15 protein-coding genes are annotated in these 19739 nt (G+C 76.8%); 11 read left to right on the forward strand and 4 right to left on the reverse strand.

Annotated elements, in window-relative coordinates; all coding sequences use genetic code 11:
* Position 1 precedes the first annotated feature (1 nt).
* The gene (gene yaaA / locus ACFXOZ_RS24225) at positions 2-787 is read left to right on the forward strand and encodes a peroxide stress protein YaaA (RefSeq protein ID WP_380527365.1); all 786 of its coding nucleotides are present in this window, start codon (positions 2-4) and stop codon (positions 785-787) included.
* An 18-nt stretch (positions 788-805) separates the two neighbouring features.
* Here the strand turns inward: yaaA and ACFXOZ_RS24230 are convergent, their stop codons facing one another.
* Genes ACFXOZ_RS24230 through ACFXOZ_RS24240 form a run of 3 tightly spaced genes read right to left on the reverse strand, consistent with a single transcriptional unit; the run spans position 806 to position 3562 of the window.
* Entirely contained in the window at positions 806-1954 is a 1149-nt protein-coding gene (locus ACFXOZ_RS24230) for a bifunctional RNase H/acid phosphatase (RefSeq protein ID WP_380527363.1), read from the reverse strand.
* 4 nt (positions 1955-1958) lie between these two features.
* Positions 1959-2702, reverse strand: coding sequence for a zinc ribbon domain-containing protein (locus ACFXOZ_RS24235; protein WP_380527362.1), 744 nt, complete (start codon positions 2700-2702; stop codon positions 1959-1961).
* A 23-nt stretch (positions 2703-2725) separates the two neighbouring features.
* On the reverse strand, positions 2726-3562 hold the full coding sequence (locus tag ACFXOZ_RS24240; RefSeq protein WP_380405641.1) for a Nif3-like dinuclear metal center hexameric protein: 837 nt from the start codon (positions 3560-3562) through the stop codon (positions 2726-2728).
* Between the two features lie 431 nt (positions 3563-3993).
* Here ACFXOZ_RS24240 and lanL point away from each other — a divergent pair, with 431 nt between their 5' ends.
* The 6 genes from lanL to ACFXOZ_RS24270 all read left to right on the forward strand — a co-directional run bounded on the left by lanL (position 3994) and on the right by ACFXOZ_RS24270 (position 13775).
* Positions 3994-7014, forward strand: a complete 3021-nt coding sequence (gene lanL / locus ACFXOZ_RS24245) for a class IV lanthionine synthetase LanL (protein ID WP_380592576.1) — start codon at positions 3994-3996, stop codon at positions 7012-7014.
* Positions 7011-9002, forward strand: coding sequence for an alpha/beta fold hydrolase (locus ACFXOZ_RS24250; protein ID WP_380527359.1), 1992 nt, complete (start codon positions 7011-7013; stop codon positions 9000-9002). The genes lanL and ACFXOZ_RS24250 overlap by 4 nt, the downstream gene beginning before the upstream one ends.
* A 146-nt stretch (positions 9003-9148) precedes the next feature.
* A complete protein-coding gene (locus ACFXOZ_RS24255) occupies positions 9149-9292 on the forward strand; it encodes a VenA family class IV lanthipeptide (RefSeq protein WP_157882160.1) in 144 nt (47 codons plus the stop codon).
* Positions 9293-9449: 157 nt separating this feature from the next.
* Complete coding sequence (locus tag ACFXOZ_RS24260; protein ID WP_380592578.1) at positions 9450-11102, forward strand: ATP-binding cassette domain-containing protein; 1653 nt, start codon at positions 9450-9452, stop codon at positions 11100-11102.
* A gap of 652 nt (positions 11103-11754) precedes the next feature.
* Positions 11755-13437 (forward strand): ATP-binding cassette domain-containing protein, encoded by a 1683-nt coding sequence (locus ACFXOZ_RS24265; protein WP_380592580.1) that lies wholly within the window; start codon positions 11755-11757, stop codon positions 13435-13437.
* A gap of 164 nt (positions 13438-13601) precedes the next feature.
* Positions 13602-13775 (forward strand): hypothetical protein, encoded by a 174-nt coding sequence (locus ACFXOZ_RS24270; RefSeq protein ID WP_380592582.1) that lies wholly within the window; start codon positions 13602-13604, stop codon positions 13773-13775.
* Between the two features lie 137 nt (positions 13776-13912).
* Here the strand turns inward: ACFXOZ_RS24270 and ACFXOZ_RS24275 are convergent, their stop codons facing one another.
* Positions 13913-14998, reverse strand: coding sequence for a Zn-dependent alcohol dehydrogenase (locus tag ACFXOZ_RS24275; protein WP_380529455.1), 1086 nt, complete (start codon positions 14996-14998; stop codon positions 13913-13915).
* Between the two features lie 302 nt (positions 14999-15300).
* Between ACFXOZ_RS24275 and ACFXOZ_RS24280 the strand changes: the two genes are divergently transcribed.
* The 4 genes from ACFXOZ_RS24280 (at position 15301) to ACFXOZ_RS24295 (ending at position 19587) form a co-directional block, all read left to right on the forward strand.
* Positions 15301-15954: a class I SAM-dependent methyltransferase gene (locus ACFXOZ_RS24280; protein ID WP_380407751.1), complete on the forward strand. Its 654-nt coding sequence runs from the start codon at positions 15301-15303 to the stop codon at positions 15952-15954.
* A 207-nt stretch (positions 15955-16161) separates the two neighbouring features.
* Entirely contained in the window at positions 16162-17457 is a 1296-nt protein-coding gene (locus ACFXOZ_RS24285) for a hypothetical protein (protein ID WP_380529457.1), read from the forward strand.
* A 7-nt stretch (positions 17458-17464) separates the two neighbouring features.
* Positions 17465-18454 carry an N-acetylmuramoyl-L-alanine amidase gene (locus ACFXOZ_RS24290; RefSeq protein WP_380592584.1) on the forward strand — a complete coding sequence of 330 codons (990 nt, stop codon included), beginning with the start codon at positions 17465-17467 and terminating at the stop codon, positions 18452-18454.
* A 209-nt stretch (positions 18455-18663) separates the two neighbouring features.
* Positions 18664-19587, forward strand: a complete 924-nt coding sequence (locus ACFXOZ_RS24295; RefSeq protein ID WP_380529461.1) for a hypothetical protein — start codon at positions 18664-18666, stop codon at positions 19585-19587.
* Positions 19588-19739 lie beyond the last annotated feature (152 nt).

Below are 19739 nucleotides of genomic sequence, written 5' to 3' on the forward strand. Positions count from 1 at the left end.
TGTGCTGGTGCTGTTGCCGCCCTCGGAGGGCAAGGCCGCGTCCGGGGACGGCGCGCCGCTCGCGCTCGACGGGCTGTCGCTGCCGGGGCTGACGGCGGCGCGCGGCGCGGTGCTGGAGGCGCTGGTGGGCCTCTGCCGGGGCGACGAGGACGCCGCCGCCGAGGTGCTCGGCCTCACCCCCGGGCTGCGCGGCGAGATCGCCAAGAACGCCGGGCTGCTCACCGCCGGGGCCCGCCCGGCGGCCGAGGTGTACACCGGGGTGCTGTTCGACAACCTGGGGCTGGCCACCCTGGACGCCGCCGCGTACGACCGCGCCGAGCGGGCGCTGCTGGTGTTCTCCGGTCTCTGGGGCGCGGTGCGGATCTCCGACCGGATCCCGTCCTACCGCTGCTCGATGGGCGTGAAACTCCCTGAGCTGGGGGCGCTCGGCGCGTACTGGCGGGGCGTGACGGCCGACGTGCTCCCGGAGGTGGCGGACGGGCTGGTGCTGGACCTGCGCAGCTCCGCGTACGCGGCGGCCTGGAAGCCGGCCGGCGAGGTGGCCTCCCGTACGGCGACCGTCCGGGTGCTCCAGGAGCGGAACGGCAAGCGCAGCGTGGTCAGCCACTTCAACAAGGCGACCAAGGGGCGGCTGGTGCGGGACCTGCTGGTCGCCGGGGCCGAGCCGAAGACGCCGGCCGAGCTGATGGACGCGCTGCTGGCGCTGGGCCACCGGGTCGAGCTGGCGGCGGAGGGCACGGCGCGCAAGCCGTGGCAGCTGGACGTGGTGGTCACCGAGGTGCACTGACCCCCCGGGTGGGGAGGGTCAGCGCAGGTGGGAGCTGTCGTTGAGCAGCCGCAGCGAGGCGTTGCCGTCCGCGTAGTACTGGACGGCGCAGATCGAGGCGGCGGACAGCTCCATCCGGTACATCGAGTCCGGCGGGGCGCCGAGCGCCAGCCGGACCAGGGTCTTGATCGGGCTGACGTGCGAGACCACCAGCACCGTCTTCCCCGCGTACCGGGCGAGGATCTTGTCCCGGGCGACGCCGGCCCGGTGGGTGAGGGTGGTGAAGCTCTCGGCGCTGCCGGTCGGCTTGGCCTTCGCGGAACCCAGCCAGGCCGAGAGGTCGTCCGGGTACCGCTCCTGCACCTCGGCGAAGGTCAGGCCCTCCCAGTCGCCGAAGTCGACCTCGCGCAGGCCCTCCTCGTACCGGACCTCCAGGCCGAGCCGGGCGGCGACGATCTCGGCGGTCTGCCGGGTGCGGCGCATCGGGGAGGCGACGACCGCCTGGACGCTGCCGCGCGCGGCCAGGGCCTCGGCGGCCCGCTCGGCCTGCCAGCGGCCCTTGTCGGACAGCTCCGGGTCGGTGCCGCCACTGCCGGAGAAACGCTTCTCCGGGGTGAGCGGGGTCTCGCCGTGGCGCAGCAGGACGAAGGTGGTCGGGGTGCCGAGGTCGGCCGGGGCGGCCCAGCCGGCCTTGGGGGCGGGGGGCTTCGGCAGCGGCTCCTCGGCCGTGGCGGCGGCCCCGGCTTCGGCCAGGGGCCTGGGCTCCCACTGGCGCCCGTCGCGGCCGGCGTCCATCGCCTCGTTGGCCAGCTTGTCGGCGTCCTTGTTCTTCTCGCGCGGGATCCAGGTGTAGCCGACCCGGCCGCGCGGGAAGACCGCGCGCGCCTCGGCGGCGAGCGGCTGCATGTCGGGGTGCTTGATCTTCCAGCGCCCGGACATCTGCTCGACGACCAGCTTGGAGTCCATCCGGACGTCCACGGAGGCGTCCGGGTCGAGCGCGCGGGCCGCCTTGAGCCCGGCGATCAGGCCCCGGTACTCGGCCACGTTGTTGGTGGCGTGGCCGATGAACTCGGCGGCCTCGGCGACGAGCTGCCCGGTGTCGGCGTCCCGGACCACCGCGCCGTAGCCGGCCGGCCCCGGGTTGCCCCGGGACCCGCCGTCCGCTTCGACGATGAAGCGCGCCGCCACCGGATCAGGCGCCCGAGTCGGCGGTGCGGACCAGGATCCGCCCGCAGTTCTCGCAGCGGACCACCTTGTCGGCGGGCTCGGCCTTGATGGCGTTCAGCTCGGTGATCGAGAACTCGGTGCGGCAGCCCTCGCAGCGGCGCTGGTAGAGCCGGGCCGCGCCGACGCCGCCCTGGGTCTCGCGCAGCTTGGCGTACACCTTCAGCAGGTCGGCCGGGATGACGGCGGCGACGGTCTCGCGGTCGCGCTTGACCTTGTCGGCCTCGCCGTCGATCTCGGCGAACGCGGCGTCGCGGCGGCCCTCGGCCTCGGCGAGGACGACGGTGGCGTGCTCCAGGCGGGCGGTCAGCTCGTCGACCCGGGTCTTGGCGCTCTCCTGGCGCTCCATGATCTCCAGCACGACCTCTTCCAGGTCGCCCTGGCGCTTGGCCAGCGAGCCGATCTCGTGCTGGAGGTTCTCCAGGTCCTTCGGCGAGGTGATCGCGCCGGAGTCCAGCCGCTGCTGGTTGCGGGCGGAGCGGGCGCGGACCTGCTCGACGTCCTGCTCGGCCTTGGTCAGCTCGCGGGCGGTGTCGCCCTTCTGGGCCTCGGCGGCGACGACGAGGTCCTTGAGCGCGGTGTGGTCGGCGGTGGCCTTGTCGATCTCGGCGTGCTCGGGCAGGCTCCGGCGCCGGTGGGCCAGCTGGTCGAGCTTCGAGTCGAAGGCCTGGAGGTCGAGCAGGCGGATCTGGTCGGCGGGCGCGGCGTTCAAGGGGAAAGCTCCTGTGGATCGGGTCAGGCGGTGAAGGACATGGGGGCGTGCGCGGTCCACGGGTCGGTGACCCGGTGGGAGACCTTGGTCTCCACGGCCCAGCCGTGCTGGTCGGCGACGGCCCGCAGGGCGCGCTCGGCCAGGCCGAGCCAGGGCCACTCGGTGGCCCAGTGGGCGGCGTCGACCAGCGCGACCGGCGCGGCCTCGGTGGCCTCGGAGGCCGGGTGGTGGCGCAGGTCGGCGGTCACGTAGGCGTCCACGCCGGCCGCCCGTACGTCGGAGAGGAAGCCGTCGCCCGAACCGCCGCACACCGCGACCCGGCCGATCAGCCGGTCCGGGTCACCGGAGACGCGCACACCGGCGGCGGTCGCGGGCAGACCGGCGGCGACCTGCGCGGCGAAGGCCGACAGGGTCAGCGGGGGCTCCAGCAGGCCGATCCGGCCGGTGCCGCGACGGCCCAGCGGGTCGGTCGGGTCCGGCACCAGCGGGCCGGTGACCCGCAGGCCGACGGCCTCGGCCAGCGCGTCCGAGACACCGGGGTCGGCGTGGTCGGCGTTGGTGTGGGCGACGTGCAGGGCGATGCCGTTGGTGATCAGGGTGTGCACCACCCGGCCCTTGAAGGTGGTCGCGGCGACGCTGGTGGTGCCGCGCAGGTACAGGGGGTGGTGGGTGACCACCAGGTCGGCGCCCCACTCCACGGCCTCGTCCACGACCGCCTGGACGGGGTCGACGGCGAACAGCACGCGGCTGACCTCGGCCTGAGGATCACCGCAGACCAGGCCGACGGCGTCCCAGGACTCCGCCCACTGCGGGGGGTAGACCTCTTCGAGCGCGGTGATGACGTCGGACAGTTTCGGCACCTGTCGAGACTACCGTGCGCGCGGGGCCGGTCGGGCCTCGGCCGATCGGGGGACGGCGGCGGAACGGCGGCAGGACGGTGCCGGGGCTACGGCGGAACGGCGGCGGGGCGGCGGCGGGCGTGCTTCGGACGCGGGTGCCGCAGGCGTACGGATGCGCGTCAACCTGCAGCTGGGGCGCGTATTCGGGCCCCGCGCGCGCCGTACGCGCCCGCACGCCGTGCGCCCGTTACTCACAGCAGTGTTCTCGTACGAATTCGAAACCGCCCACTGATCACCCTTACGAGTGAAGTGACCGTCTCTGCGTTGAGGCTTCGGATTTCTCGAAACTAACTTCATTCCTGCGAACGGGAGTTGCCCCGGTCACCTCGGCCGGGAGCCCCTGGAGGGGGGTCGCGAGGAGCCGAGCAGAGGACGAAGGGGTGTGGTGACGCATGGGGTGGCCGGAGGCGACGCGGGCGGCCCTGGCCGGCACCGGGGGCCGGGGAGGCGACGGCGACTGGGACGTCACCGTCGGGGGCTTCTGGTGCACGGCCCGGCCGTCCGCGTCCGCGCCGTTACCGGCGCAGGGGTGGAAGCTCCACGTCAGCGCTGCCTCGGTGGTCGGTGGGGAGGTGCTCGCGGCCGTGGTCCGGGCGCTCGCCGCGGACCCGTGCAGTTTCAAGTTCGCCGCCGCCGAGGAGCGGCTGCGCGAGCTCAACTCCCGTAACAGCGACCGTGGTTCGGCGGGCAAGTTCATCACCGTCTACCCGGCGGACGACGCCCAGTTCCAGCGGCTGGCGGCCGAACTGGACCGGGTGACGGCCGGGCTGCCCGGGCCGGTGGTGCTCTCCGACCGGCCGTACCGGCCCGGCAGCCGGGTGCACTACCGCTACGGCGCGTTCGCGGCCCGGGCCGAGCTCGGCAACGACGGGGAGTACCGCTCGGTGCTGCGCGGGCCCGGCGGGGAACGGGCCGAGGACGTGCGCGGCGGGTCGTACCGGGCGCCGGGGTGGGTCCGGGACCCGTTCCGCGGTGCCGACGACCCCCGCCGGCGTGGGGACGCAGGCCGGGGCGGGCGCGGCGACCGGCCCGGGGGCGGGCGCGGCGGCGGGGTGCTGCTGGCCGGGCGCTACGCGGTGACCGCCGCCGTACGGCACGGCGCCAAGGGCGGGGTGTTCCTCGGGCGCGAGGCCGCGAGCGGCGCGGAGGTCGTGGTCAAGCAGGCCCGCGCGCACATCGAGGTCGACCGCGCCGGGACCGACGCCCGCGACGCGCTGCGGCACGAGGCCGCGCTGCTCGCCCGGCTGGACGGGCAGGGGCTGGTACCGCGCGCCGTCGAACTGATCGAGCAGGACGACTCCGTCTTCCTGGTGCAGGAACGAATCGCCGGGCAGCCGCTCGGCGCCTGGGTCGCCGCCCGGCTGCGGCGCGACGGCAGCCCGGACGTCGACTGGACCGAGGCCGGACCGGTGGCGCACGGACTGCTCGACCTGGTCGGGCGGGTGCACGACCAGGGCCTGGTGCTGCGCGACCTCTCCCCCGGCAACGTGATGGTCCGGCCGGACGGCAGCCTGCGGCTGATCGACCTCGAACTCGCCGCCGAGACCGGCCACCGGGCCGGCACGGCCGGCACCCCCGGCTACCGCGCCCCCGAACAGGGACGGCTCGCCCTCGCCGGCACCGGCACGGCCGACCCGGCCGCCGACCGCTACGCCCTCGGCGGGCTGTTCTTCCTGCTGGCCACCGGGCACGACCCGCTGCTGCCCGAGGACCTGCCGCGGGCCCGTCCGGTCGCCGAGCGGCTCGGCCGCTGGCTCGACCTGGCGGCCCGCTCGGGTGCCACCGCGCGGCGGCTGGCGCCGGTGGTCCTGGGGCTGCGGGCCGAGCAGCCGGAGCTGCGGTGGAGCCTGGCGCGGGCCCGGGAGGCGCTGGGAGGGAAGGCTCTGGGCGGGAAGGCTCTCGGCGGGAAGGCGCTGGGCAGGCGGGGCGGCGGCGGAGTGCCGGGCGTGGACCCTCGCGTGGACCCCGGCGCCGTTTCGGCTCCTGCCGTACCCGGTGCGGCTGCGAGGCCGGCCGTGTCCGCTCTGGTCGCCCCGCTGTGGCAGGCCACCCCTCGGCCGGGCACGGACGCCGATGCCCCGCCCCTCGACCGGCTGCTGCACGACGGCCTGCGGCACCTCGCCGCCGGCGCGACACCGGAACGGTCCGACCGGCTGTGGCCCGCAGTGCCCGCCGGGGAACGGACGGACCCGTGCAACGTCCAGCACGGCGCCGCGGGCGTGCTCGCCGTACTGGCGCGGGCGGCCGCGGCACCCGGCCTGCCGGCCGAGGTCCGGGCGACGGCCGCGGGTACGGCCCGGACCGCCGCGGACTGGATCGAGCGGCGGGTCGCCGCCGAGCCGGTGGTACTGCCCGGGCTGCACTTCGGACGGTCGGGAACGGCCTGGGCACTGCTCGACGCCGCCCGGGTGCTGGGCGACCAGGAGGCGGCCGAGCGGGCCGCCGCACTCGCCCGGCGGATCGCCGTCGAGTGGCCCAACCCGGACGTCTGCCACGGCGCGGCGGGCGCGGGCTTCGCCCAACTCCGCTTCGCCGGGGAGGACTTCCGCGCGGACCACGGCTTCGCCGAGCGCGCCGACCGCTGCGCCCGCGCCCTGCTCGCCGCCGCGCGACGGGAACCGTACGGGACGGTCTGGCCGGTGCCGGCCGACTTCGACTCGGCGCTCGCCGGGATCACCCACCTCGGCTTCGCGCACGGCGTGGCGGGCGTCGGCGCCTTCCTGCTCGCCGCCGCCGGGGCGACCGGCGACCGCGCCCTGCGGGACGCCTGCACGACGGCCGCCCTCGACGCCGGGCGGACGCTCGGCGCCACCGTGCGGTGGAGCGAGGGCGACGGCGACCGAAACGGCGCGGCCGATCGCCGCACCGACCGGGCCTGCGCCTGGTGGCCGCAGAGCGCCGCCGACCCCGAGCACATCCGGCTCCCGCACTGGTGCAGCGGCTCCTCCGGCGCGGGCAGCTTCCTGCTGCGGCTGTGGCGGGCCACCGGCGACACCGAGGCGCTGCGCCTCGCCCGGGCCGCCGGCCGGGCCGTCCTGGCCGGCCGCTGGCACGGCGGAGTGAGCGCCTGCCACGGCCTGGCCGGTGACGGCGAGTACCTGCTGGACCTCGCCGAGGCCACGGCCGAGCCCGAATTCCGTTCCGGGGCAGGCCGGTTGGCCCGACTGATCGCGGCCCGGAGCGCACTGCGCGACGGCCTGCTGGTCCTGCCCGACGAGACGGGCACGGGCTGCGCCGCCGCCTACGGCACCGGCACGGCAGGACCGCTGGCCTTCCTCCTCCGGCTCCGGCACGGCGGCCCCCGGCTCTGGCTGGACCCACCCTCCCCCAGCCACCCGCTCGCTCCCCCTTGCCCGCCGACCCCCGCCCGCGACCAACTGCCGTGCGACAGCGACGGGGTGAGCGAGACGTGAACACGGCCACCCGCGCCACCACCCGGGCCCTGCGCCGGCTGAGCTTCTCCTTCGCCGCCGACGGCAGCCACGCGGCCTGCCTGGCCGCGGCCGCCGACAGCGGCTGGTACGTGGAGAGTTGGCGACTCCCACCGGACGGCTCCCCCGCCGTACCCGCCGCGCTGCCGCTGTCCGGCAACCGGTCGGAGCAGCTGCGCTCGCAGCTCGTCGCCCTGCCCGACGGCTCGGTGCTGGTCTGCCGGCACGACGGCGAGCGGCACGACCTGGTCCGCCTCTCGCACGGCGGGAACGGCACCGTGGAACAGCAGTTGGCCTCGCTCCGGATGCCCGGACTGCGCCTGCTGCCGCTCCCGGTGGCCCCCGGCGCCGACCCGCGCACCCCGGTGGCGATCGCCCTGGGCACCGACACCCGCCCGGCGACCACCGCCTGGCTGATCCGGGCGGACGGCAGCGAGCCCGTGCAGGTCGCCGAGATCCCCGGCCTGCACGGCGGCGGCGCCTGGCTGGACCACGCGGGCGCGCTGCTCGCCCTGGACCGGGTGGCCGGCGGGCTGGTCCGCAGCGTGGTGCTGGACCTGCGCAGCGGCACCACCACCCCGCTGCTGGAGATCGGCGAGCACAGCAACGACCGGCTGGTGCTGTTCGACCCCGACAGCCGCTTCGCGATGGTGCGCAGCGACGCGCCCGGCACCGACCGGCTCGGCTGGGGCGTGCTGGGCGGCGGGGAACCACTGCGGTTCCCGGAATGCCTGCACGTCTCGGGCATGTTCCTGCGCCCGGTGGCACTGCGGCAGGCGGCGGACGGCCCGCGGGTCGCGGTGCAGATCGACCACGGCGCCGGCTCGGCGCTCGCCCTGTGGCGGCCCGCCGTCGGGCGGCTGGACCCGCTGCCGGTGCCACCCGGGCGGCTCGGCGCGGTCGGGCACTGGGACGGCGCCGGGCTGCGGATCCCGTACTCCTCGCCCGACCACCCGGCGGCGCTGGCCACCCTGGACGTGGACGCCCTGCTGGCGCACGGCCCGGCCCCCGCCGAGACCGCCCCGATGCCGCTGCCGCTGCAACTCGCGCCCCTGGGCTCGGGCCTGCCCGGCCCGTGGCGGGACACCGTCCTGCCCTGGCAGCCCGGTGCACCGCGCGTCACCCGCACCCCGCCGGCCGGCTGGCGTCTGGACGGCAGCACCCAGCCCGGCGACGGCAGCCGCTGGCAGCCCGCGCAGAGCCTCGAACTCGCGGGCCCAGCGGGTCCGTTGGAGGCCGTGGTGTACGGCGGCGACGCCTGGCTGAGCAGCCCGCACCTGGTGCTGGCGCTGCACGGCGGCCCCGCCGACGCCTGGCGGCTGGAGTTCGACCCGGCGCTGCAACGGATGGCCGCCGAGGGCCTGGCCGTGGTCGCGCCCAACCAGCGCGGCTCCACCGGCTACGGGGTGCCGCACGCGCTGGCCATCCGGGGCGCCTGGGGCGGCCCCGACCTGGACGACGTGCTCTACCTGCTGGAGGGCATCGCCGGCCAGCGGGCGGCACTCGGCCTGGAACCGCCCGCCCTGTTCGGGGTCAGCTACGGCGCCTTCCTGGCGCTGCTGGCGGCCGCGCACGCGCCGACCGAGCAGGTCGCCCGCTGCGCGGTGGTCGCACCGTTCCTGTCCGGCGCCCGGCTGATGGCCGAAGCGGCGCCCCCCGTACGGGCGTTGACCACCCGGCTGGGCGGCGGCGACCCGATCCTGGACGCCCGCGGACCGCGCGACGTGCTCCAGCTCGCGCACCGGCTGAGCGCGCCGCTGCTGGTCGTGCACGGCAACCGGGACGAGGTGGTACCGGTCGGCCAATCCCGTTCGCTGCGGCACGAGTTGCTGCGGATCGGCCGGGTCGAGGGCGCGGACTTCCGGTACGTGGAGGCGGCCGGCTCCGGCCACGAGGTGCTCGCCGAGGAGGGCGCCGCCGTGCTGCACGAACTGCTGGCCGCGTTCCTGCGGACCGGCCGACCGGGCTGATCCCGCCCGGCCACCCACAGACTCCCGGGCCCGTCGAGGCCCGGGGCACCACCCCGGTGCGGCGGATGGAGGCCGCGCCGGGGGTCAACACCCGACGCCCGCAGGCAGATCGCGGCGGGCGACACCCTCAAGGGGAGGACCCGATCATGGAGAACATGGTGGACTTCGAGACCGACCTCGCGGCGCTGCAGGACCTGCCGGAGACCGAGTCCGTCGAGCTGACCGGCCACGGCAGCGGCTGCCAGTACACCTGTCTCATCCTGACCTGTCTGATCTTCACCAACAGCTGATCAGGAACGGCCCCACGGGTGCCGCCCTCGCCTGTCCGGACAGGCGAGGGCGGCACCCGCCTTCCCGCACCCTCCTTCCCATACCCGCCTTCCCACACCCGCCTTCCCACACCCGCTTTCCCACGCTCGCGTCCAACTCACCGACAGGAGGCCGGACTTGCCACGACGACCCACCGGATGGACACTCGCCCTCGGCATCGCCCTGCCGGTCGAGGCCGCCACCACCCTCGCACTGCCCGCCGTCCTCGCCGCAGCCGTCGACGCCGCCCTCGCCCACCGGACCGGGACCGCCCTCGCCCCACCCGCCCTCCTGCTGCTGACGGCCGCCGCCGCCAACGCCACCGCGGCGGCCGCCGGACCGGCCTGCTCGGCCGAGGGCACCGCCGCCCTGCGCGGGCGCCTGCTCCGCCACCTCCTCGCCCTCGGGCCCGGCGGCCGCCTGCACGGCGGGCCGCCACCCGGCGACCTCGCCGCCCGGCTCCTCGGCTCGGCCGCCGACGCGGGCGGCCGGCTCCCCGCCGTACTCGGCGCGGCCACCGCGCTGCTCACCTCGATCGGCGCGATCCTCGGACTGGCCGCGCTCTCGCCGTGGCTGGCACTCGCCTTCTTCGCGGGCGTGGTGCCCGGCGTGCTGCTCATCCGGCTCTTCCTGCACCGGGCCGGGCCGGTGTTCGCCCGCTACCAGGAGGTGCAGGCCGAACTCGCGGCCCGGCTCAGCGGCGCCCTCACCGGGCTGCGCAGCATCCACGCGGCGCGCGCCGAACACCGCGAAGCCGCCCGGGTCCTGGCCCCGCTCCCGGACCTGTCCGCGGCCGGACACGCGCTCTGGGCCGCCCAGCGGCGCACCGCCTGGCAGGCCACCCTGCTGATCGCCCTGGTCGAGATCACCGTGCTCGCCACCGCCGGGGCGCTGCTCGCCGACGGCGCCCTCGCCCCGGGCGCGCTCGCCGCGGCGGCGGGCTGGGCGGCGCTCGGCGCGGGGCTCTTCGAACAGGTGGAGTCGCTGGTCGGGGTCGCCCACGCGCGCGCCGGGCAGGCCCGGGTCGACGAACTGCTGGCGCTCGCACCGGCCCCGGCCGGCCCGGCGGCCCTCCCGGCGAGCGGGCCCGGCGAGGTCGCCCTGCGGGGCGTGGTGGTGCGCGACGGCGAACGGGTCCTGCTCGGCCCGCTCGACCTCACCGTCCCCGGCGGCCGCACCGTCGCCCTGGTCGGGCACTCCGGTGCCGGGAAGTCACTGCTCGCCGCACTGCCGGGGCGACTGCGCGACCCCGACGAGGGCACCGTACTGATCGACGGCGTCCCGGTGGACACCCTGTCCCCCACCGCCCTGCGGGACGCCGTCGGCTACGCCTTCGCCCGGCCCGACCTGGTCGGCCGCACCGTCCGCGACGCCCTCGCCGGAGCGGGCCCGGCCGAAGCCGCGGCCGCGTGCGCGGACGGCTTCCTGGCCCGGCTCCCCCACGGCTGGGACACCCCGCTCGACGACCTCCAGCTCTCCGGCGGCGAACTCCAACGCCTCGGCCTCGCCCGGCTGCTGGCCCGCCCCACCCGCGTCGTCGTCCTCGACGACGCCACCTCCGGCCTGGACCTCGCCACCGAGTACCAGGTCACCGAGGCCCTCGACCGCGCCACCCACGGACGCACCCGGCTGGTCGTCGCCCACCGCGCGACCGTCGCCGCCCGCGCCGACCTCGTCGCCTGGCTCGACGGGGGCCGCCTCCGCGCCCTCGCCCCCCACACCCACCTCCTCGCCCACCCCGACTACCGCGCCACCCTCTCGGCCACCACCCTCCAGGCAGCCACGACGTGACGCACCGGAAGTCGACCTGACCGACTTCCGGTGCGGGGGGACCGGCCACCCTCTGCCCTGCCGCGCTCTCGACGCTTCCTCCCAGCCGCACCCCCGCCCTACCGCCCCACCGCGCCCTCCGCGCCTGCACCAGAAGTCGACCGGGTCGACTTCTCGCGCACGCCGCTCAGCCACCACGCCCTGACCGCACGGGAAGTCGGCCCGATCGACTTCCCGTCCTCTCCGAAAGCCGACTGGATCGACGTCCATGGGATTGCCCACCTCGCACCGCACAAGCACCGACGCCAAGCCCGACACCGGAAGTCGGCAGGGCCGACGTCCGGTGCAACCGCCGCCCCGAGCAGGCCACCGACGGGCGCCGGGCGCATCGACCTGGCGGTCCGCCCGCCCCGGAGGAGAGGCGGACGCGCCCAAGCGCCGGCATCGGCCACGGTGGCGGCTGCTGGCACGGCCCTTACGGGCGGCGCGGGGCGGGGCACGGGTGTCGGTGGCCGAGGAGCTGCGGCCGGGGGCGGGCGCGCCGATACCCGCGGTGGGCACGGTGGCGGGCCGGGGGCGGGGGCGAGGCCGTCGGCGCACCGCGGAATGGAGGCAGCGGCACCGCGGGGTCGGGATGGTCGTAGGGGCGATGCGGGGCACGCGAGGAGCCCTGGTGGGGTTGCTCGTCTGGTCGGGGGTGGAGGCGGTGCCGCCGCTGGTGTCCGGCTTGTTGGTGTCGGCCGCCGTCGATCAGGGGTTCCTGGCCGGGCGGCCGGGGGTCGGGGTGGCCTGGTTGGGCGGGTTCGGGGCGGCGATGGCGGTGCGGGCGTACGCGGCGCGGGCCGGGTTCCCGTACCTCGCGGGGGTGGTGGAGCCGCTGCGGGACGCGCTGGTGGAGCGGGTGGTCCGCGGTGCCCTGGCGCGGCCGCGGGCGGATCCGGCCGCCGTCGCGCGGTTGACCGAACAGGTGGAGTCCGTACGGCAGTTGACCGCGACGCTGCTCCGCACGCTGCGCGGGGTGGGGGTCACGCTGGTCGCCGCCCTGGTCGGGCTGGCGCTGCTGGCGCCGGCCGTGCTGCCGCTGGTGCTGGTGCCGCTGCTGGCGGCCGGGCTGCTGTTCGTGCGGCTGCTGCGGCCGTTGGCGGGCGGGCGGCGGGCGGCGGTCCTGGCCGAGGAGCGGCTCGCCGCCGAGGCCGGGCGGGCGTTGCGCGGGCTGCGCGACGTGCAGGCGACGGGGGCGGGCGACGCGGTCGCCCGGGCGCTGACCGGGGTGGCGCAGGAGAGCGCGGCCGCCTCCCGGGCGCTGGGCCGGGCGTCGGCCCTGCGCGCGCTCGTGGTGGCGCTCGGCGGGCGGCTGCCGGTCCTGGCCGTCCTGGCGGCGGCGCCCTGGCTGCTGGCGCACGACGCGCTGACGGCGGGCGGGCTGCTCGGCGTCGCCACCTACCTCCTCCAGCAACTGGACCCGGCCGTACGGACGTTGGCGGGAACGGTCGGCGGCTGGCTGCTCAATCTCGGCGTGGTGCTGGACCGACTGGCGGAATCGACCACCGAGTCCGGGCCCAACCCCACGCCAACCCCCGTCCCCACTCCCGCCCCCACCCCCCTCCCCACCCCCGGCGTGCCGCTCGGCGCGGTCCGGCTGCTCGGGGTGCGGTACGCCCACGGACCGGGCGCTCCGGCTGTGCTGGACGGGGTGGACGCGGAGTTCCGCCCCGGGGAGCACGTGGCGGTGGTCGGGCCGAGCGGGGTGGGGAAGTCGACCCTGGCGGGGCTACTGGCGGGCCTGGTGGCGCCGACGGCGGGGGCGGTGGTGGTCGGTGGCGGCCCGCGCGGGGTGGCGCTGCTGCCGCAGGAGGCGTACGTGTTCCCGGGGTCGGTGCGGGAGAACCTGACCTGGCTCGCCCCGGGCGCGTCCGGGCGGGAGGTCGCGGAGGCCGTCGGGCGCCTGGGGGCGGACGGGCTGGTGGCGCGGCTGGGCGGGTTGGCCGGCGCGCTGCGCGATCCGGGTGAACTGTCCTCCGGTGAGCGCCAGTTGCTGGCTCTGGTGCGGACGTACCTGGCGGACGCGCCGGTGGTGGTGCTGGACGAGGCGACCTGCCATCTGGAGGCGGCCGCGGAGGAGCGGGTGGAGCGGGCGTTCGCCGCGCGGCCGGGGACGCTGGTGGTGGTCGCGCACCGGATCAGTTCGGCGCTGCGGGCGGACCGGGTGCTGCTGCTGGACGGCGGTCGCGGACTGCTGGCCCGGCACGGCGACCTCCAGGTGCTGTCGCCGTTCTACCGCGAGCTCGTCGGCCACTGGCTGGGTTCTTCCAGGGTGGCCCCCGGGGCCGCGGGCGGGGCGGGACTCGCCCCATGAGGTCGATAGGATCTCGTCCGTCCCGGCCGTTATGGTGGCCGGGGCACGGGCCGCGATCACCGGCTGTGGGCGCGTTCCGAGCGCCCGATCGGGGACCCGACCGTGTGCCGCAGGCATCGGACGGGCGCCGATGACCTGCACCCTCGCACGGAAGACGATTTCTCATGTCCGACACCCTCACCGACACCACGGGCCCTGCGGTCAACGGGACCGACGCCGACGAGAAGACGGCCGAGGACACCGCGTCGCACGGCCGCCACCGCGGCGGCTCGGCCGACGACGACACCCCTGGGGCGGACCCGCATGGCCGCCACCGCGCCGCCGGCGCCCGGGGCTGATCCGCCGAACACACCGACACACCCCGCGAGGGCCCGCCGAGGAGACTTCCCGGCGGGCCCTCGAACGTCACACCCCGACCCCACTCCACACTCCCCACCCCCACCGCACTGTGGGGCGGGGCGCGGCGGGCGGGGCGTCAGGAGTCCAGCGAGATCACCGTCCGCAGCGCCTCGCCGCTGCGCATCTGCGCGATCGCCCGGTTTACCTCGGCCAGCCCGACCCGGTGGGTGATCATCCCGTCGAGGTCGATCCGCCCGGCCCGCCAGAGGTCCACGACCAGGGCGATCGTGCGGGCGACCGGAGCCCCGCCGTACAGCGAGGGCAGCAGCCGCTTCTCGTTGAAGAACAGTTCCCCCATGGTGAACTGGGCGAGGTCGTCCTGCGCGCCCGCGCCGATGACGACGACGGCGCCGCCGCGCCGGGCGGCGTCGTAGCCGGCCCGGACGGTGGCCGCGCGGCCGACGGCCTCGAAGACGTGGTCGAAGCCGCCGCCGGGCAACCCCTTGGCGAACGCCTTGAGTTCCTCGGGCGCGATGGCCTCGGTGGCGCCGAAGGCGAGGGCCCGTTCGCGGCGCGAGGCGACCGGGTCGACCACGGTGATCCGGGCGGCGCCGCAGACCCGGGCGCCCTGGACGGTGGCCACGCCGACACCGCCCGCGCCGATCACCGCGACCGAGGAACCGGGCTCCACCCGGGCGGTGTTGACGGCGGCGCCGATGCCGGTGGTCACGCCACAGCCGATCAGGGCGGCGGCCTCGTAGGGCAGGTCGGCGGGCACCTTGATCACCGCGTCGGCGGCGACCACCACCTCCTCGGCGAAGGCGCCGGTGCCGTAGAAGCCGGAGGCCTCGGTGCCGTCGTCGGCGAGCCGGAAGCCGGGGGCGCCGAGCCGCCGCAGGCTGGCGATGCAGAGGTGGCCGCGGCCGCGCTCGCAGTGGGCGCAGCGTCCGCAGGGGGCCATCCAGCAAAGCACCACGCGGTCGCCGGGGGCGACGCCGGTGACGCCCTCGCCGACCTCGACGACGTCCCCGGCGCCCTCGTGCCCGGGGACGAAGGGCGCGGGCTGCGGCAGGATCCCGCTCATCGCGGAGAGGTCCGAGTGGCACAGGCTGGCGGCGCGCATCCGGACCCGTACGGTGCCCGGTCCGAAGCCGAGCGCCGTGACGTCCTCGCGGACGTCGAGGGTGTCCTGGCCGGTCTTGTGCAGGACGGCTGCGCGCATGGGCTGCTCCCGGTGTGCCTCGGGTCATCGGGTCAAGGGTCGGGGCGATTCTGGCACGGCCGCCGGGCACGGACTAGAACGCGTTCCAGAAGGGCGCGGGGGCGGCGGCCCGGCGGAGTGATCACAGTACGAACGAGCCCTCCGCGCAGCGACGATCCGGCCCGCCATCATGATCGCTGTGCTCACGGCCTCGGCCGACGGCGCACCGCCGACCGGACCGGCCGACCTCCCGGCGGCCGCCCCGCTACCGTCGAGTAGGGTCCGAGCACGTCCGTCCGCCGCCCGAACCCGAGGAGCACCGCATGTCCGACCTGCTGGAGGGCGCCCGCCCGGCGCCGGAGGTGCTGGCGGCGTTCGAGACGGCCACCGGGTTCATGCCGGTGGACGAGGGCCTCGCGCTCTACGAGGCGGCGGTGGCGGCGGCCCGGCGCACCGGGCTGCCGGTGCTGGAGATCGGCACCTACTGCGGCCGCTCGGCGGTCCTGCTGGCCGCCGCGGCCCGGGAGGCCGGGACGGTCGCGCTGACCGTGGACCACCACCGCGGCTCGGAGGAGCAGCAGCCGGGCTGGGAGTACCACGACCCGACCCTGGTGGACCCGGAGGTCGGCCGGATGGACACCCTGCCCCGGTTCCGCCGCACCCTGCACGCGGCGGGGCTGGAGGAGCACGTGGTCGCGCTGGTCGGCCGCTCGCCGCAGATCGCCGCGCTGTGGGGGCGCCCGCTCGCCCTGGTCTTCATCGACGGCGGGCACACCGACGAGCACGCCACCGGCGACTACGAGGGCTGGGCGCCGCACCTGGCGCCGGAGGGCCTGCTGGTGGTGCACGACGTGTTCCCGGACCCGGCGGACGGCGGCCAGGCCCCGTACCGGGTCTACCTGCGGGCGCTGGCCGAGGGCTTCGAGGAGGTCTCGGTGACCGGTTCGCTGCGCGTCCTGCGCCGGGCCGCCGCCTAGCCCTGTCCGCCCGAGGCTCCCGCACACCGGCCCCCGCCCCGACCGCACCGCGCGATACCCCCCGCAGCCACGCCCCGATGCTCTAACGTCGTGCCTGGGCTGTCGGGCGGGGGTTCGAACGGTACGGTGTCCGCGCAGCACCAGGCAGCTGCGGCACGGGCGGCAGCACCAGGCAGAGCATCGGCGGACGGTGGGGGCCAGCGGCACATGACGGACCAGCACAACACCGCTCCGGCGGTCTGGGACCCGACCGCGCGCGGCGGCGCGGGCGGCTGGGTCCGCAATCCGCAGCGCCCGGACGCCGGGACCGACCCCGCCGCACCGACCGGCGCCCCCGCCCCGGGCGCGGCCGAGGACCAGGACCCGCCGCTGGGCGGCCGCCCGTACCTGTCCACCGCCCCGGGCTTCGGCCCGGCGCCGGACATGTCAGGCCCGGCCACCCCGCCGCCCCCGCCCCCGGGCCCCGGCGCGCCCACCGCCGCCCTCCCCCGGATCGCCCCGGCGCCGGGCGCCCCGCCCGCGGCCGCGCCGTTCCCCTCGCACGCGACCCCGCAGGACCGCGGCACCCAGGGCGGGCCGCTCCCCGGCCCCGGGTACGTCTACCCGCCGCCGCCTCCGGCCGGCAACCCGTACCAGCAGGCCGCGGACCAGCAGGGCGGGTACGGGTACCCGCCGCCGCCCTACCCGCAGACCCCGCAGAACCCGCAGGCCCCGTACAGCGCCCCGCCGTACCCGGCCCGGCCGGACCACCCGGCCGCCCTCCCGCCCGACCACGAGGACGACGGGGACCGCCCGGGCAACCGCCGGGCCCCGCTGCTGATCGGCTTCGCGGTCCTGCTGGTGCTGGCGGTCGGCGGCGGCCTGCTGTACGCGGCCCAGGGCGGTGACAAGGGCGGCCAGGCCGCGCCCACCCCGCCGGCCGGCGCCGCGACCGGTGCCGGCAACCCGCCGCCCGCCCCGGCGCCCACCGGCACGGACGCCGCGCCCGGCGCCACGGCCACGCCCTCCGACACCCCGGCCCCGTCCGCGACCACGGCCGGCCCGAACGCCAAGGCCCAGGCCCAGGCGCTGGACGGACTGCTCACCGAGGGCGGCAACGCCAGGACGCAGATCGGCAACGCCGTCGCCAAGGTCAGCAGCTGCCCGTCGAAGGCCGACATCGAGAGCGCGGCGCAGGTCTTCGACAGCGGGGCCGGCCAGCGCCAGGGGCTGCTGGGCAAGCTCGCCAAGCTGAGCGTCACGGACGTCCCGGGCGGCGCGGACGCGGTGAACTCGTTGAAGTCCGCCTGGCAGCTGTCCGCCGACATCGACAAGGCGTACGCGGCCTGGGCCCGCGCCGTGGCCAAGCAGGGCTGCTCCGGCAACGCGCCGAGCACGCCGGACAAGAAGCACGCGGACGAGCTCAACCCGCAGGCGACCCAGGCGAAGAACGACTTCCTGACCAAGTGGAAGCCGATCGCGGACGCCTACGGCCTCACCCCGCCCACCTCGGACAGGATCTGAACAGCCCGTGACCGGCCCGACCTCCCCCGCCCCCCGCCGTTCCGCCCTGCTGCGCACCGCCACCGCGGTGGCGGTGGTCGTTCCGCTCTGCACGGCGGGCTGGTTCGGCTGGCAGGCCCTGGACGGCTCCGGCCCGGTGGCCGCCACGGCCGCCGCGCAACCCGCCTCGTCGCCGACCGGCGCCACCCCGACCGACCCGTCCCCGGAGCCGGCGACGGGCACGGCGACGGGCACGACGACGAGCCCCGCCCCGGACCCGACGCCCGGCGCGCCCACCGGTACGCCGACGCCCGCCGCCACCCCGCAGGCCCCGACCGGCGGCGGCGACCTGGCCGGCCGCACCGTGGTGCTCGACCCCGGCCACAACCCCGGCAACTTCTCCCACCCCACCGAGATCAACCGTCAGGTGGACGTCGGCAACGGCCACAAGGATTGCGACACCACCGGCACCGAGACCAACGCGGGCTACACCGAGGCCGACTACACCCTGGACGTCACCCGCCGGGCCCGCGCCCTGCTCACCGCCCGGGGCGCCAAGGTCGTCATGGTGCAGGACGGCGACCGCCCGTGGGGCCCGTGCGTCGACGAGCGCGCCAGGGCGGGCGCCGACGCCCACGCGGACGTCGCGCTGTCGGTGCACGGCGACGGCGCGCCGGCGAGCGGCAGCGGCTTCCACGTGATCCTGCCCGCCAAGGTGGTCGCCGGTACGGCGGACAACTCCGCGATCATCGAACCCTCGCGCCGGCTGGGCCTGCTGCTGCGCGACCGCTTCCACGCCGCGACCGGCGAGCCGTACGCCGACTACATCGCCAAGGACGGCCTGGACACCCGCTCCGACCTGGGCGGCCTCAACCTCTCCGCGGTTCCCAAGGTGTTCATCGAGTGCGGTAACATGCGCAACTCCGCGGACGCCCGACGGATGACGGACCCTCAGTGGCGGCAGCAGGCCGCCCAGGGGATCGCCGACGCGCTGGGCGCCTTCCTGACCACCCACTGACCGGACCGGGCAAGGGAGTTGGGGCGAAGCGGGCCGACCGGCGGACACCCGCCGAGTCGGCACGGTTTGCAACGACTTCGACCCGTTCCCGGTCCCGCCGTGCACCGGTGGGACGGTTGGGCCTAGGCTTCTGGTCCGTTCGGGAGTTTCGGCCGGTCGGACCGACCGCACGAAGCACCGTCCACGACACGTCAACGAGGGGAACGTAAGTGAATCTGCGCGCTCTCACCAGGGGAGACGCCGCCGTCGCAGGCGCGGCCGTCCTGCTGTTCATCGCCTCCTTCCTGCCCTACTGGACCGTGGACTGCAGCGGCCGGTACTGCGGGGACACCTCGCAGAACGCGTGGAGCACCCAGCTGTTCCCCATCCTGCCGTCGATCTACCTCCTGGGGATCGCCGCGGCCGTCCTGATCCTGGTGCAGCGCTTCCAGGGCCCCGCCGCGGCCAACCGCCAGGTGCTCGGCCTGCGGCTGGACCAGTGGGGCATCGCGTTCAGCGTCGCCGCGCTCTGGACCTCGGTCTGGGCGCTCGGCGGGGGCCCGTCGGCCACCACGCTCAGCCACGGCTTCGGCGCCTGGCTCGGCCTCATCTCGCTGCTCGTGCTGGCCGGTGCGGCCGCGGCCGCACCGCTGGTGCCGGCGCTCAAGGCCCCGCTGGTCAACGAGCGCCCGGCCGTCCCGTACCAGGGCGGCTACCCGATGCCGGGTCAGCCCGGCCACCCGGGTGCCCCCGGCCAGCCCGGCCCGGGCCAGTACGGCTACCCGAACCAGGGTCACGACCCGGCCTTCGGCGCCCAGCCGGCCGGTGGCTACGGCTACCCGGCCGCCGGCCAGCCGCAGCCGGGCCAGCCGGTGCAGGCCGGTCCGCAGGACGCCGCCGCGCCGGCCCCGCAGCCGACCCCGGCCGCCCAGCAGCCGGCCGCCCCGGCGGCGGACTTCCAGCCCTTCTGGTTCGCCGTCCCGGCCCCGCGCCAGCTGGCCCCGAAGGACAACCCGGTCGGCGCCCCGGTCGGCGAGGTCGTGCCGGGCACCTGGTACCTGGCCGTCGAGCAGCGCGGCGCGGCCCTGGTCGCCCAGCTGCCGGACGGCACCCAGGGCGTGCTGGCCGACACCGCCGGCATCCAGCGCGGCTGACGCCGCGGCGCGGACCCGAGCCGCGCGACGGCACGGAGAAGGGGCGGGACCGGCTCACCGGTCCCCCCCCATACGTGTGCCCCGGGGCGGGGGGCCCGCCGCCGCAGTCCAGGGCCACCCGCCCCGCGGGCCGCGGGTACCCCCCCGCGACC

The organism is Kitasatospora sp. NPDC059160, from assembly GCF_042755465.1.
Lineage (GTDB): Bacteria > Actinomycetota > Actinomycetes > Streptomycetales > Streptomycetaceae > Kitasatospora.

What these genes read in the sequence shown, in the direction of transcription:
- ACFXOZ_RS24285 (WP_380529457.1), top strand. Translation starts at nt 16,162, where the DNA reads ATGACGGACCAGCACAACACCGCTCCGGCGGTCTGGGACCCGACCGCG.
- ACFXOZ_RS24270 (WP_380592582.1), top strand. Translation starts at nt 13,602, where the DNA reads ATGTCCGACACCCTCACCGACACCACGGGCCCTGCGGTCAACGGGACC.
- ACFXOZ_RS24275 (WP_380529455.1), bottom strand. Translation starts at nt 14,998, where the DNA reads ATGCGCGCAGCCGTCCTGCACAAGACCGGCCAGGACACCCTCGACGTC.
- ACFXOZ_RS24280 (WP_380407751.1), top strand. Translation starts at nt 15,301, where the DNA reads ATGTCCGACCTGCTGGAGGGCGCCCGCCCGGCGCCGGAGGTGCTGGCG.
- ACFXOZ_RS24255 (WP_157882160.1), top strand. Translation starts at nt 9,149, where the DNA reads ATGGAGAACATGGTGGACTTCGAGACCGACCTCGCGGCGCTGCAGGAC.
- lanL (WP_380592576.1), top strand. Translation starts at nt 3,994, where the DNA reads ATGGGGTGGCCGGAGGCGACGCGGGCGGCCCTGGCCGGCACCGGGGGC.